At 56.1% G+C, this 13,951-nt stretch carries 15 protein-coding genes; 6 read left to right on the top strand and 9 right to left on the bottom strand.

What is annotated here, in order from left to right; all coding sequences use genetic code 11:
* Window positions 1-154 precede the first annotated feature (154 nt).
* The 3 genes from lpxM to znuA all read right to left on the bottom strand — a co-directional run bounded on the left by lpxM (window position 155) and on the right by znuA (window position 3,547).
* Window positions 155-1,129 carry a lauroyl-Kdo(2)-lipid IV(A) myristoyltransferase gene (gene lpxM, locus F3I20_RS09170; protein ID WP_150015319.1) on the bottom strand — a complete coding sequence of 325 codons (975 nt, stop codon included), beginning with the start codon at window positions 1,127-1,129 and terminating at the stop codon, window positions 155-157.
* Window positions 1,130-1,254: 125 nt separating this feature from the next.
* Entirely contained in the window at window positions 1,255-2,586 is a 1,332-nt protein-coding gene (mepM, locus tag F3I20_RS09165; RefSeq protein WP_150015318.1) for a murein DD-endopeptidase MepM, read from the bottom strand.
* Between the two features lie 13 nt (window positions 2,587-2,599).
* Window positions 2,600-3,547 (bottom strand): zinc ABC transporter substrate-binding protein ZnuA, encoded by a 948-nt coding sequence (gene znuA, locus F3I20_RS09160; RefSeq protein WP_150037461.1) that lies wholly within the window; start codon window positions 3,545-3,547, stop codon window positions 2,600-2,602.
* 77 nt (window positions 3,548-3,624) lie between these two features.
* Between znuA and znuC the strand changes: the two genes are divergently transcribed.
* Window positions 3,625-4,380, top strand: coding sequence for a zinc ABC transporter ATP-binding protein ZnuC (gene znuC / locus F3I20_RS09155; RefSeq protein ID WP_150015316.1), 756 nt, complete (start codon window positions 3,625-3,627; stop codon window positions 4,378-4,380).
* On the top strand, window positions 4,377-5,162 hold the full coding sequence (gene znuB / locus F3I20_RS09150; protein ID WP_150037462.1) for a zinc ABC transporter permease subunit ZnuB: 786 nt from the start codon (window positions 4,377-4,379) through the stop codon (window positions 5,160-5,162). The genes znuC and znuB overlap by 4 nt, the downstream gene beginning before the upstream one ends.
* Here the strand turns inward: znuB and ruvB are convergent, their stop codons facing one another.
* From ruvB to aspS, 6 genes are all read right to left on the bottom strand, one after another.
* On the bottom strand, window positions 5,163-6,167 hold the full coding sequence (gene ruvB, locus F3I20_RS09145) for a Holliday junction branch migration DNA helicase RuvB (RefSeq protein WP_150015314.1): 1,005 nt from the start codon (window positions 6,165-6,167) through the stop codon (window positions 5,163-5,165). It abuts the gene before it with no gap.
* Window positions 6,168-6,175: 8 nt separating this feature from the next.
* Window positions 6,176-6,790, bottom strand: a complete 615-nt coding sequence (gene ruvA, locus F3I20_RS09140; RefSeq protein ID WP_150015313.1) for a Holliday junction branch migration protein RuvA — start codon at window positions 6,788-6,790, stop codon at window positions 6,176-6,178.
* Window positions 6,791-6,884: 94 nt separating this feature from the next.
* Window positions 6,885-7,412 (bottom strand): crossover junction endodeoxyribonuclease RuvC, encoded by a 528-nt coding sequence (gene ruvC / locus F3I20_RS09135; protein ID WP_150015312.1) that lies wholly within the window; start codon window positions 7,410-7,412, stop codon window positions 6,885-6,887.
* Between the two features lie 37 nt (window positions 7,413-7,449).
* The gene (locus F3I20_RS09130; RefSeq protein ID WP_150015311.1) at window positions 7,450-8,193 is read right to left on the bottom strand and encodes a YebC/PmpR family DNA-binding transcriptional regulator; all 744 of its coding nucleotides are present in this window, start codon (window positions 8,191-8,193) and stop codon (window positions 7,450-7,452) included.
* Between the two features lie 275 nt (window positions 8,194-8,468).
* Entirely contained in the window at window positions 8,469-8,900 is a 432-nt protein-coding gene (gene nudB / locus F3I20_RS09125; protein ID WP_150037463.1) for a dihydroneopterin triphosphate diphosphatase, read from the bottom strand.
* The gene (aspS, locus tag F3I20_RS09120; protein WP_150015309.1) at window positions 8,900-10,678 is read right to left on the bottom strand and encodes an aspartate--tRNA ligase; all 1,779 of its coding nucleotides are present in this window, start codon (window positions 10,676-10,678) and stop codon (window positions 8,900-8,902) included. Before aspS ends, nudB begins: the two co-directional genes overlap by 1 nt.
* 211 nt (window positions 10,679-10,889) lie before the next feature.
* On the opposite strand from aspS, the gene F3I20_RS09115 reads away from it, so the two are divergent.
* From F3I20_RS09115 to cmoB, 4 genes are all read left to right on the top strand, one after another.
* The gene (locus tag F3I20_RS09115; protein ID WP_150037464.1) at window positions 10,890-11,711 is read left to right on the top strand and encodes a DUF72 domain-containing protein; all 822 of its coding nucleotides are present in this window, start codon (window positions 10,890-10,892) and stop codon (window positions 11,709-11,711) included.
* Between the two features lie 69 nt (window positions 11,712-11,780).
* Window positions 11,781-12,176, top strand: a complete 396-nt coding sequence (locus tag F3I20_RS09110) for an MAPEG family protein (RefSeq protein ID WP_150015307.1) — start codon at window positions 11,781-11,783, stop codon at window positions 12,174-12,176.
* An 81-nt stretch (window positions 12,177-12,257) separates the two neighbouring features.
* On the top strand, window positions 12,258-12,986 hold the full coding sequence (gene cmoA / locus F3I20_RS09105) for a carboxy-S-adenosyl-L-methionine synthase CmoA (RefSeq protein WP_150015306.1): 729 nt from the start codon (window positions 12,258-12,260) through the stop codon (window positions 12,984-12,986).
* A complete protein-coding gene (cmoB, locus tag F3I20_RS09100; protein ID WP_150037465.1) occupies window positions 12,983-13,951 on the top strand; it encodes a tRNA 5-methoxyuridine(34)/uridine 5-oxyacetic acid(34) synthase CmoB in 969 nt (322 codons plus the stop codon). The genes cmoA and cmoB overlap by 4 nt, the downstream gene beginning before the upstream one ends.

The raw sequence follows: 13,951 nt of genomic DNA, 5'->3' as shown, positions 1-13,951 counted from the left end.
TCATGTTGAATTTCCTTATCAGTTGTGGGGACAACAGATGAGGAGTTTGACATGGGCAGGTCTTTACAGGCAGAGCCAGAACCGAGGCGATAACCACGTCCATAGGACGTGGTTTTAAGTTGGCAATAAAAAGGCCGCTTTCGCGGCCTTTCTGCTATTTGCGTGGATAAAGCTCTTTGCGCGAATAGGGTTCGATGTCACCCTCTTTGCGAGTCTTCAGCAGCTTGAGGATCCACGTGTACTGCTCGGGATGCGGGCGAACGAACACTTCCACCTCTTCATTCATCCGGCGAGCCAGCTGGTGATCGTCGGCCTCACGCAAATCGTCCATCGGCGGACGCACATAAATCTCAAGCTTATGCGTTACGCTGTTATAAACCGGAAACAGCGGCACCACGCGGGCACGACACACCTTCATCAGCCGGCCTACCGCTGGCAATGTCGCCTTGTAGGTCGCGAAGAAATCGACAAATTCGCTGTGCTCGGCACCGTGATCCTGATCGGGCAGATAGTAGCCCCAGTAGCCCTGACGTACTGAACTGATAAACGGCTTAATGCCGTCGTTGCGGGCATGCATCCGGCCACCATAGCGGCGACGGGCAGTGTTCCAGGCATAGTCCAGCAGCGGGTCGCTCTGATTGTGGAACATGGCCGCCATCTTCTGGCCTTCTGACGCCAGCAGCATGGCAGGAATATCTACCGCCCAGCCGTGTGGCACCAGGAAAATCACATTCTGCTGCTCAGCTTTCATCTGATCGATGATTTCACGACCATGCCACTCAACGCGCTGTCGGATGCGTGCAGGATCGCGTAATACCAGCTCGGTCATCATTGTCATCGCCTGCGGCGCTGTCGCAAACATCTCATCGACCAGCGTGGCGCGCTGCTCTTCGCTGAGTTCCGGCAGGCAATAATAGAGATTAATCAGCGCGCGGCGGCGTGCGCCCTTTGCCAGCTTACCGGCAAACCGACCTAACCGGCCCAGCAGCGGATCGCGTAATTTTGGCGGTAAATAAGCCAGACCCGCCAGCGCACCGATTGCCAGCCAGCTGCCCCAGTACTTAGGTTTGAGAAAAGAACGTTCAAAAACGGGAATAAATTCAGTGTTATTTTTTTTACGGGTTTCCATGCACTCGCCTCAAGCAATGACCGGCTTATGATAGTGACGACCTGAAAATTTGCAATCATCCTGCGCCAGATAGCAAAAAACCGACGGAGAAGCCGTCGGTTTTTGCGCGATTTGACGAAATTCGCTTACTTCAGACCCAGCTGAGGCAGCCAGGATTTCACCTGTGCCATATAATCGCTGCGATCTTTGCCGGTCAGACCTTCCATGCGCGGCAGCTTCGCCGTTAATGGGTTAACCGCCTGGTTATTGATCCAGATTTCGAAATGCAGATGCGGCCCGGTAGAGCGCCCGGTGTTGCCGGACAGTCCAATACGGTCGCCACGTTTCACTTTCTGACCTGGTTTCACCAGCACTTTTTTCATGTGCATATAGCGCGTCATATACTGACGGCCATGGCGGATAGCAACATAGTTACCCGCGGCTCCGCCGTTCTTCGCCACGACAATCTCACCATCACCTACCGCCAGCACTGGCGTTCCGACTGGCAGCGCAAAGTCGACGCCTTTGTGCGGCGCAATGCGGCCGGTTACCGGGTTAAGACGACGCGGATTAAAGTTGGAGGAGACACGATACTGCTTAACCGTCGGGAAGCGCATAAAGCCACGAGCCAGACCAGAGCCACTGCGATCGTAGAACTTGCCATCTTCGGCGCGGAAAGCGTAATAGTCTTTGCCACCGCTGCGCAGGCGCACACCCAGTAACTGACTCTGCGCACTCTTACCATCCAGCATTTCGCGGGACATCAGAACGCTGAACTGGTCACCGGCACGCAGCTTACGGAAGTCCATCTGCCACTGCATTGCTTTGATCACCGCGCGGGCTTCGGTACTGCTCAGCCCTGCACGCGTGGCGCTGGCGGCAAAACTGCCGCGCACTTCACCCTGCATCACGCTGTTGCGCCATTCGCCCTTCTGCATCTCCGCATCCATCTTAAAACCACCCGCTGGGGTGCGCTCATAGGTGCGGGTTTCACGGCGGGAAATTTCCCAGCTCAGGGTTTTCAGGCCGCCATCATCATCCAGCGTCCAGCTCAGCTGCTGACCAACCTGCAGATTACGCAGATCGCGGTCGCTCATCACCAGCGCATTGATGTCACCGATGTCGATGCCATACTGATTCAGGGCACTGCTCAGGGTATCGCCGGATGAAACGGTGTAGTCGTGCACCCCTGCCGTATCCGGCACGTCGGTATCGACATCATCCGCAGGCAGCTCTTCGTCCGGTTCCGGTGTGCTCTGATCGATCGGCTCACTGGCTTCCGGCAACAGCGTGCGAAGCGTGTTCTTATCCAGTTCAATGTTCTTAACGATGGGCGTGACATCATCGGTGGGATGATAAACGTAGGGCCGCCAGACTGCGACGGCCAGAGTCACTACAGTTAAAGAACCCAGCATTACGCGGTGGGGGCGCGGCAAATTATTAAATGCGAGGGCGACAGAGCGGGCTATCTGCTGCACTTTTACCTATTCCTCATGCTCCATTCAGGCAACTTTCATACTGGCTCGACAGTTGTGAGAGGAATTTCACATAGCTGTCTTTGGCTAAGCTGATGTCTGTGCCCAGGGGATCGAGTGTGCCTTTACGCACCTGTGTTCCGCGGGAGACAGCATCGATGACTGCTGGTCTGAATTGTGGCTCAGCAAAGACGCAGACCGCCTTTTGCTCAACCAACTGTGTTCGTATCTGGTGTAAACGCTGAGCGCCCGGTTGAATTTCAGGATTGACGGTAAAGTGCCCGGTGGGCGAAAGACCGTAGTGTTTTTCAAAGTACGTGTAAGCGTCGTGAAAAACGAAATATCCTTTATTTCTGACCGGAGCAAGTTGTGCGCTGACGCGTTTGTCCGTGTCTGCCAAAGCTACCTCAAACTGCTGGAGGTTGGCGTCAAGTTTGGCTTTATCTTGCGGCATAAGTTCCAATAATTTTCCATGGATTGCAACCGCGGTTTTGCGCGCAATCTCTGGCGACAACCACAGGTGCATATTAAACTCGCCGTGATGGTGATGATGAGCTTCAGCATCCTGATCTTCGGATTTTTCCGCTGCGTGTTCATCTTCATCTTCACCACCGCTAATCAATAACGGTTTCACCCCGTCGATGTTCACCATCGCGAGGTTTTTTTGAGCCGGAAGTTCAGCCGCAGACTTCGCCATAAAGGCTTCCATTTCTGGGCCGACCCAGACCACTAAGTCCGCGTTTTTTAAGCGTTTTGCATCAGATGGTCGTAGGGCATAATCGTGTTCGGACGCGCCGTCCGGCAGCAGCACCTCAACCGGTGTAACGCCATCAGCAATGGCTGCGGCGATAAAACCTACCGGTTTGAGTGAAGCCACTACATTTGCCTGAGCAGGAAGGGTTAACAAAGCTGAAACAGATAAAGCAGTCAGGGCGAAAATTGTGCCCTTTTTATTATGTAACATATTGCGTCATTCCATCGTGACCATGAGGTGGAATGTGATATTATAACATTCGAAATTCTGTGCAACCTGTAAATACTATGACCTCACTTGTCACACTCGATAACGTTTCGATAAAGTTTAACCAGCGCAATGTGTTATCAGGCGTCAGCCTGGCGTTGCAGCCTGGCCGCATTCTCACCCTGCTGGGTCCCAACGGTGCCGGAAAATCTACTCTGGTGCGTGTGGTGCTCGGCCTGCTCGCCCCTGCGAGCGGTTCCGTTCAGCGTGATCCTGCTCTGCGTATCGGCTACGTGCCACAGAAGCTGCACATCGATCCCACCCTGCCGGTGACAGTTGAACGCTTTATGCGTCTGACCCGTGGCAGCAAACACGCGGAGATTATGCCGGCCCTGAAACGCGTGCAGGCAGGCCATCTGCTCAACTCCCCGTTGCAGAAGCTCTCCGGCGGTGAAACTCAGCGTGTGCTGCTGGCGCGCGCCCTGCTTAATCAGCCTCAGTTGCTGGTGCTGGATGAACCGACGCAGGGAGTAGATGTGAACGGTCAGGTTGCCCTGTATGACCTGATCAATCAGTTACGCGTGGAACTGAACTGCGGCGTGCTGATGGTTTCCCACGATCTCCATCTGGTGATGGCGAAAACGGATGAAGTGTTGTGTCTCAATCATCACATCTGCTGTTCGGGCACGCCGGAAGCGGTCTCCCAGCATCCCGAATTCATCGCGATGTTTGGCCCGCGTGGCGCGCAGGAGCTGGCTATTTACCGTCATCATCATAATCATCGTCACGACCTTCAGGGACGCATCGTTTTACGCAAAGGACAGAGTTCATCATGATTGAGTTGTTATTACCGGGCTGGATAGGTGGTGTGATGTTAGCGCTGGCTGCCGGCCCGCTGGGTTCGTTTGTGGTCTGGCGCAAGATGTCCTATTTCGGCGATACCCTGGCGCACGCGTCTCTGCTCGGCGTGGCGTTTGGCCTGCTGCTGAACGTGAACCCCTACTACGCAGTGATTCTGGTCACGGTCTGCCTGGCACTGGGACTGGTCTGGCTGGAGCGTCGTCCTCATCTGGCCATCGATACCCTGCTGGGCATCATGGCACACAGCGCGCTGTCTCTGGGCCTGGTGGTCGTCAGCCTGATGAAGAACGTGCGCGTCGATCTGATGGCGTATCTGTTTGGCGATCTGCTGGCGGTGACGCCAGATGACCTCTGGATGATGGGTGCCGGCGTGGTGATTGTGCTGCTGGTGATGGCGTGGCAGTGGCGTTCGCTGCTGTCGATGACCATCAGCCCGGAACTGGCGCAGGTGGATGGCGTGAATATCCAGCGAACCCGGCTGATTCTGATGCTGGTCACGGCGCTGACGATTGGGGTGGCGATGAAGTTTGTGGGTGCGCTGATCATCACCTCACTGCTGATCATTCCGGCTGCCACCGCACGTCGTTTTGTGCGCTCGCCGGAGGGCATGGCGGCCGTCGCCGTGGTCATCGGGGTGATCGCCGTCACCGGCGGTCTCACCTTCTCTGCGTTTTACGACACACCTGCCGGGCCGTCCGTGGTGCTCTGCGCCGCCATCCTGTTTATCTTCAGCATGGTGCGCAGACCGGCTATGTAATTACTCTTCGCGCGCAATGCCGAAGTGGCGATAAGCATGCTGCGTGGCCAGACGGCCACGCGGCGTGCGCTGAATGAAGCCCTGCTGAATCAGGAAGGGTTCAATCACATCTTCGATGGTCTCACGCTCTTCACCAATCGCGGCAGCCAGGTTATCCAGCCCTACCGGCCCACCCATAAACTTGTCGATAATCGCCAGCAGCAGTTTACGGTCCATATAATCGAACCCTTCGCTGTCGACGTTAAGCATATCCAGTGCGCTGCAGGAGACCTCACCGCTCATATCACCATTAGCCCGTACTTCAGCGAAGTCACGTACCCGGCGCAGCAGGCGGTTGGCGATACGCGGTGTGCCGCGCGCACGACGGGCGATCTCTAACGCCCCTTCATCACTCAGCGCCAGGCCCAGACAGGCGGCACTGCGTCCTACGATGTGCTGCAGATCTTTAACCTGATAGAACTCCAGACGCTGCACAATGCCAAAGCGATCGCGCAGCGGCGAGGTCAGCGAGCCTGCACGAGTGGTGGCACCAATCAGGGTAAACGGCGGCAGATCGAGCTTAATCGAACGTGCCGCCGGGCCTTCACCGATCATGATATCCAGCTGATAGTCTTCCATTGCCGGATAGAGCACCTCTTCCACCACCGGTGACAGGCGATGGATCTCATCGATAAACAGCACGTCATGGGGTTCAAGGTTGGTCAGCATCGCCGCCAGATCGCCTGCCTTCTCCAGCACCGGACCCGAGGTGGTACGCAGGTTAACGCCCATCTCGTTGGCCACGATGTTCGCCAGCGTGGTTTTCCCCAGGCCTGGCGGACCGAAGATCAGCAGATGATCCAGCGCATCGCCACGCAGCTGTGCGGCCTTGATGAATATCTCCATCTGCTCACGCACCTGCGGCTGACCGACATACTCGGTAAGCATCTTCGGGCGAATGGCACGATCGATTATCTCTTCTTCGTTAATGCTGGCAGCAGAGACCAGGCGGTCGGCTTCTATCATGACTTACCTCAAATGGCGGCGCGGAGCGCTTCGCGGATCAGGGTTTCGCAATCCGCATCCGGTCGACCGACTTTACTGATCATACGGCTCGCTTCCTGCGGTTTATACCCCAGCGATACCAGCGCTGCAACCGCTTCGGATTCCGCATCGTTGGTTTCCGGCTCGGCGCTCGGCGTGGTGAGCGTAAAGGCCGAATCGCCGCCAAACAGGTCGCCGTGCATCCCTTTGAAGCGGTCCTTCATCTCGACGACCAGACGCTCAGCGGTCTTCTTGCCTACGCCTGGCAGTTTCACCAGTGACGCGATCTCTTCTTTTTCTACCGCAGTAACAAACTGCTGCGCCGACATGCCGGAGAGGATCGCCAGTGCCAGCTTGGGTCCGACGCCATTCACTTTAATCAGTTCGCGAAACAGTGCACGCTCCTGCTTGCTGTTAAAACCAAACAGTAACTGGGCATCTTCACGCACGACAAAGTGGGTAAAAATCACCGCTTCGTGCTGAAGTTCAGGCAGTTCATAAAAACAGGTCATGGGCATGTGAATTTCATAGCCTACGCCGTGTGCCTCAAGCAGCACCAGTGGCGGCTGCTTTTCCAGAATGTTGCCCCGTAAACGACCTATCACCTGAATGCTTCCTTAACTAACGAATGTGGCGGATTTTATAACATAAAAAAGGCTGGATGAATATCCAGCCTGAGCGTGTGTTCTGTGCGGTGTCCTAACCTGAGCGCAACCGGCCGCGCGTCAACACCAGCTTACTGTCACTCATGCGCGCGGCGTTCTGCGCTACGTGACAGTGAGTAATGGCTATAGCCAGCGCATCGGCGGCATCCGCCTGCGGGTTTGCTGGCAGCTTCAGCAGAGTTCTCACCATGTGCTGCACCTGACTTTTCTCGGCGCTACCGATGCCCACCACCGTCTGTTTTACCTGACGGGCGGCATACTCAAACACGGGCAGATCGTGGTTTACCGCAGCAACAATCGCGACACCGCGTGCCTGGCCGAGCTTTAGCGCTGAGTCTGCGTTCTTCGCCATAAACACCTGTTCAATAGCGAAGAAATCGGGAGAAAACTGCGTGATGATTTCGCACACGCCCGCATAAATCAGCTTCAGGCGGGCGGGCAATTCGGTGGTATTAGTGCGGATACAGCCGCTGCCCAGGTAGGTGAGCTGGCGGCCAGTCTGACGAATAACACCATAACCGGTGATGCGTGAACCGGGATCAATACCCAGAATAATCGACATTACGCCTCTCCGGTTAACGCTGTGACGATAAACGCCATTACAGCGTTTCCGCCACCTCATCGGAGATCTCACCGTTGTGATAAACCTCCTGCACATCGTCGCAATCTTCCAGCATGTCGATCAGACGCAGCAGTTTCGGTGCGGTTTCCGCATCCATTTCCGCTTTGGTGGTCGGGATCATTGCCACTTCTGCGGTATCCGCTTTCAGGCCAGCGGCTTCCAGTGCATCACGCACGGTGCCCATCTCTTCCCAGGCGGTAAAGACATCAATCGCACCGTCATCATAGGTGACGATGTCTTCGCCGCCCGCTTCCAGTGCGGCTTCCATCACCGCGTCTTCATCCTGACCTGGCGCGAAAGAGATAACCCCTTTCTTGTTGAACAGGTAAGCCACGGAGCCGTCGGTGCCCAGGTTGCCGCCGGTTTTGGTGAAGGCGTGACGCACTTCGCCTACGGTACGGTTACGGTTATCACTCAGGCATTCAATCATGATGGCTGAGCCGCCAGGACCGTAACCCTCATAAATGATGGTTTCCATGTTGGCGTTGTCTTCGCCACCCACACCGCGCGCGATGGCGCGATCCATGGTGTCACGGGTCATGTTGTTGGCCAGCGCTTTATCCATCGCTGCACGCAGACGCGGGTTGGAACCCGGATCGCCACCGCCCAGCTTGGCCGCCGTCACCAGTTCACGAATGATTTTGGTGAAAATTTTGCCGCGCTTGGCATCCTGCGCTGCCTTACGATGTTTGGTGTTTGCCCACTTACTGTGTCCTGCCATGTTAACTTTTCTCCGATCTTTTACAGGGTGCAGACTCTCCTGGCTGCGAGCTTATCTACCGTCGGTTTTTTAAAAAACCGTCTGCCCTCAATGGGCGAGCTTAGTGCATCATCCTCACGTAGCGGTGTACGCAGGGGATGTCGCGCTGACGGTGAACAATTTCGTGGCGAGGATGACGCCTGACTGTTCAATAGGTTGGTGTAGTCCTGTTAAAACTCACCAGATTCATAAAATTTAATCTATCCGCCGATGGAATACCGGGCGATGGCGAGCATTCAGATAAATTCTTCAATTGCCTGGCGGTTACTCCATGATCGGGTTAATGCTGCAGCGTCAGCGGGTGCCAGCCAGCGAAACGCCAGATGCTCGGTCAGCGTAATATCCCGCTCTTCCGGCAGTTGCAGGCGAAACCAGTGCTCGTGATTATGGGTGACATCCGGAGCATAGCGATGGCGGAAATGGGGGAAGATTTCAAAGTCTATCTGACGCTGACAATCTTCTATTTCCAGCCGCTCAGCCAGCACGTTAATGCCGACCTCTTCCTCCACCTCACGACACGCGGTTGCCAGCGGTGACTCACCCGCTTCCAGGCTGCCGGTCACCGACTGCCAGAACGTGGGATCGTCACGCCGCTGCAGCATAAGCACCCGGCCAGTATCGCGCGCCGAAATGACGACCAGCACTGAAACCGGGTGTTTGTAGCCCATTATTTATTCTCAGGCTTTTCTTTTTTAACCACCTGGATGCCAAGCTCCAGCAGAGAAGCCGGGTTCGCTTCGCTTGGCGCTTCGGTCATCATGCAGGCTGCCGCCGTGGTTTTCGGGAACGCGATAACGTCACGAATGTTGTCTGTCCCGGTCAGCAGCATGGTCAGGCGATCCAGACCAAAAGCCAGGCCCGCATGCGGTGGTGTACCGAACTTCAGCGCATCCAGCAGGAAGCCAAACTTCTCGCGCTGCTCTTGCTCTTCAATACCCAGAATGCTGAACACCGTCTGCTGCATTTTACCATTGTGGATACGCACTGAACCACCGCCCACTTCATAACCGTTGATCACCATGTCATAGGCATTCGCCACGGCACGGGTCGGATCGGCTGCCAGCTCTTCTGCGCTCATCTCTTTTGGCGCAGTGAACGGATGGTGCATGGCAGCCAGACCGCCTTCCTCGTCCTCTTCGAACATCGGGAAGTCAATCACCCACAGCGGTGCCCAGGCTTTCTCATCGGTGATGTTCAGCTCGCGGCCCACTTTCAGGCGCAGCGCACCCAGGGCGTCAGCAACCACTTTGGCACGATCAGCACCAAAGAAGATAATGTCGCCATCCTGCGCGCCGGTGCGGCTCAGAATGCCTTCAACGATCTCTGCATTCAGGAATTTGGCAACCGGGCTCTGCACGCCTTCCAGACCATCGGCACGGACGTTAACCTTCATCCACGCCAGCCCTTTCGCGCCGTAAATCTCCACGAATTTGCCATATTCATCAATCTGCTTACGGCTCAGCTGCGCACCGGTCGGTACGCGCAGCGCGGCAACACGGCCTTTTTCGTCGTTAGCCGGGCCAGAGAAGACCTGGAACTCCACATTTTTCAGTAGATCGCCAACGTCCACCAGCTCCATCGGGTTACGCAGATCCGGCTTATCGGAACCGTAGCGATGCATCGCTTCCGCAAAGGTCATCTGCGGGAACTCACCGAGATCCACGCCCTGCACGTCCTGCCACAGATTGCGGATTAAACGCTCCATGATTTCACGCACCTGTGGCGCGGTCATAAAGGAGGTTTCTACGTCGATCTGGGTAAACTCTGGCTGGCGATCGGCTCGTAAATCTTCATCGCGGAAGCATTTTACGATCTGATAGTAGCGGTCAAAGCCGGACATCATCAGCAGCTGTTTGAACAGCTGTGGTGACTGCGGCAGCGCATAGAATTTGCCTTTGTGAACCCGGCTTGGCACCAGATAGTCGCGCGCGCCTTCTGGCGTCGCCTTGGTCAGCATAGGGGTTTCGATATCCAGGAACCCTTCGTCATCCATAAAGCGACGGACAAAGCTGGTGATTTTTGCGCGGGTTTTCAGACGCGTTACCATCTCAGGGCGACGCAGATCCAGATAGCGGTATTTCAGGCGCGCTTCTTCGCTGTTGGTCTGATTCGAGTCCAGCGGCAGGGGCTCAGAGCGATTAATGATGGTCAGTGCCTGGGCAAACACTTCGACTTCACCGGTTGCCATGTCGCTGTTCTTGTTCTTCTCATCGCGTGCGCGCACGGTACCGGTGATCTGGATGCAGAATTCGTTACGCAGTTCAGAAGCCAGCTTAAATGCGTCCTGACGATCGGGATCAAAAAACACCTGCACGATGCCTTCACGGTCGCGCATGTCGATAAAAATCAAACTGCCCAGATCGCGACGGCGGTTTACCCAGCCGCAAAGCGTGACTTGCTGACCCACATGAGACAGATTGAGCTGTCCGCAATATTCTGTACGCATAACACTATCCTTTTAACTTCGCCGCTGCAGCTGACAGCATCCGGCCGCGTTACCTGATGCGATGCTGTCGCAAAAATGGCGGCCATTATAATGGAAAAAGCCAGACAGGATAAGCAGATCAGCGCCAAAGCGCCGATTTCCTGTGTGCATTTGCCCCTCAGCCTGACCCTGGTCGATAATGGGATCACTTAACCTGCAGCCAGGAGCGCGCGTGACACTTCGTATTGGCCTGCCCCAGTGGCAGCATTCACACTGGAAACGCTGGGGTATTGAGAGCCTGGCGGACTATGCCCGCTACTTCCACTGTGTAGAGGGAAATACCACGCTTTATGCGCTGCCAACTGCGGAAACGGTGATGCGCTGGCGCGATATGACGCACGATGCATTTCGCTTCTGCTTCAAATTTCCCAACACCATCAGCCATCAGACGGCGCTGCAGCATAGCGACGACCTGCTGACCGATTTTCTGCGCCTGATGGAGCCGCTGGCCGACCGCATCGGTCAGTACTGGCTGCAGTTGCCCGCCAGCTTCTCCCCGGCGCAGATCGACGACCTGTGGCGTTTTCTGGATAGTCTACCGCGCCGTTTTCACTACGGCGTTGAAGTGCGTCATCCGGCTTTCTTCACCAAGGGCGAGGCGGAACGGTCACTGAATCGGGGCCTGCTGGCGCGTGGCATCAATCGTGTGATGCTCGACAGCCGTCCGGTTCATGCCTCCACCTCACAAAGCCCGGCGGCGCTGGTGGCGCGTTCTCAGAAGCCGAAAGTACCGCCTCATGCTCTGCGAACCGGCTCGCAGCCGATGGTGCGCTTTATCGGCAGCGACAGCGTGGACGAGAGCGTGCCGCTGTTTCAGATCTGGCGTCCCAAGCTGGCTGAGTGGCAGCAACAGGGCGACGCCATGCTGTTTCTGCACACCCCCGATATGGGCCAGGTTTTTCCGCTGGTGCAGGCACTCTGGCCGCAGTTGCAGGAGATCGATCCGGCTATCGGTAACGGACCCGACTGGCCGCAACAGACGTCACTGTTTTGATTGCGTTACAGGACAGCGGGCTGCACGCCCGTTAGAATAGAACCATTATGGACAGTCGCGGGAGTGGCTATGGTTAGCGCGTTATATGTGGTGATAGGTGCATTACTGATAATGAAATTCACGCTGGACGTGGTGCGTTACCGCCGGTTCTACCGGGTGGCATATGGCGATGGCGGCTATCACGACCTGAAAATGGCAATCCGCATTCATGGCAATGCCATCGAAACCATTCCGCTGGCGCTGTTTCTGCTGGTGATGATGGAGATGAACGGTGCCGATATCTGGATGGTGCATCTCACCGGCCTGCTGTTCTTTATCAGCCGCCTGCTGCACGCCTGGGGATTGCGCAGCAGCGCCATGGCAGGCCGCAAATATGGCATGCTGCTGACACTGTTTTCCCTGTGCGGCATGGTGATTTTCAACCTGATCTATATGCCATGGGAGCTGGTGCTGACACTCCATTAAACCAGCCTGGGTTAAGGGGTGCAGCCCGCCCCACTTTCTGCGAGAATAACGCCCTTTCCGTCGTCTCTTCGGATTTTCGATATGTCTGACCGCGATCAACTCTTCTCAGCGCCCATTGCAAAACTGGGCGACTGGACTTTTGACGAGCGTGTAGCTGAAGTCTTTCCAGACATGATTCAGCGCTCGGTGCCGGGCTACTCCAACATCATTTCGATGATTGGCATGCTGGCAGAACGTTTTGTGACTCCGGACAGCAGGGTCTATGACCTGGGCTGCTCGCTGGGCGCGGCCACGCTTTCGGTGCGCCGCAATATTCATGTGCCAGGTTGCCAGATCATCGCGGTGGATAACTCCCCTGCGATGGTGGAGCGCTGCCGCCGACATCTTGATGCGTTTCGCGCTGACACGCCAGTCACGGTGCTGGAAGCGGATATCTGCGACATTGAGATTGAAGACGCCTCGCTGGTGGTGCTCAACTTCACGCTGCAGTTTCTGGAGCCGCCTGCACGCCTGGCGCTGCTGGAAAAGATCTGGCAGGGACTCAAACCGGGCGGCGCGCTGGTGCTGTCGGAGAAGTTCAGCTTTGAAGATGCCGAGGTCGGTGAGCTGTTATTCAACATGCATCACGACTTCAAACGCGCCAATGGCTACAGCGAGCTGGAAATCAGCCAGAAACGCAGCATGCTGGAAAACGTGATGCTGACAGACAGCGTTGAAGCGCACAAAGCCCGCCTGAAACAGGCCGGGTTCTCGCACGCCGAACTCTGGTTCCAGTGCTTTAATTTTGGATCTCTGGTGGCGTTGAAATGATCGACTTTGGCCGTTTTTATCAGCAAATTGCAGTGGGACCACTGGCGAAGTGGCTGGAAGTATTACCGGCGCAAATCAGTGAGTGGCAACGTGAAAACCTGCACGGGCACTTTCGTGACTGGTACAAGTCGCTGGAGTATCTGCCGCTGCTGGAACCGCAAAAGCTGGACCTGCTGCACAGCGTCACCGCCGACCGCGATGATATCAGCGACCGTCATCGTCAGGGGATTGAGAAATTACTGCGTAACCTGATGCCGTGGCGCAAAGGGCCTTATTTCCTCTACGGCACCCACATCAATACTGAATGGCGATCTGACTGGAAATGGGAACGCGTGCTGCCGCACATCTCCCCGCTGGCGGGCCGGACGGTGCTGGATGTGGGCTGTGGCAGCGGTTACCACATGTGGCGGATGATTGGCGCGGGCGCACACCTGGTGGTCGGCATCGATCCAATGCAGCTATTCCTGGTGCAGTTCGAAGCAGTGCGTAAGCTGCTGAATGACGATCGCCGGGCACATATGCTGCCGCTGGGTATTGAGCAACTACCGGCGTTACAGGCGTTTGATACCGTATTTTCGATGGGTGTGCTCTATCACCGTCGTTCCCCGCTGGATCACCTGCTACAGCTGAAAAATCAGCTGGTGAGCGGAGGCGAGCTGGTGCTGGAAACGCTGGTGATTGACGGCGATGTCAATCAGGTGCTGGTGCCCGGTGAACGCTACGCCCAGATGCGCAATGTCTTCTTTATCCCGTCAGCGGAAGCGCTGAAAAGCTGGCTGGAAAAAAGCGGGTTTGTCGATGTGCGGATTGTCGATTTTGCTCTGACCACCACCGAAGAGCAGCGCCGCACCGATTGGATGACCAGCGAGTCGCTGGCGGAATTCCTCGACCCCGAGGACCCCAGCAAAACAGTTGAAGGCTATCCGGCTCCCCTGCGCGCCGTACTGGTCGCCACTAAACCTTAA

It is taken from the genome of Candidatus Pantoea gossypiicola, from assembly GCF_008632075.1.
GTDB lineage: Bacteria > Pseudomonadota > Gammaproteobacteria > Enterobacterales > Enterobacteriaceae > Pantoea > Pantoea gossypiicola.
The sequence above is the reverse complement of the archived record's forward strand: the minus strand, read 5'-3'. Positions and strand labels throughout refer to the sequence as shown.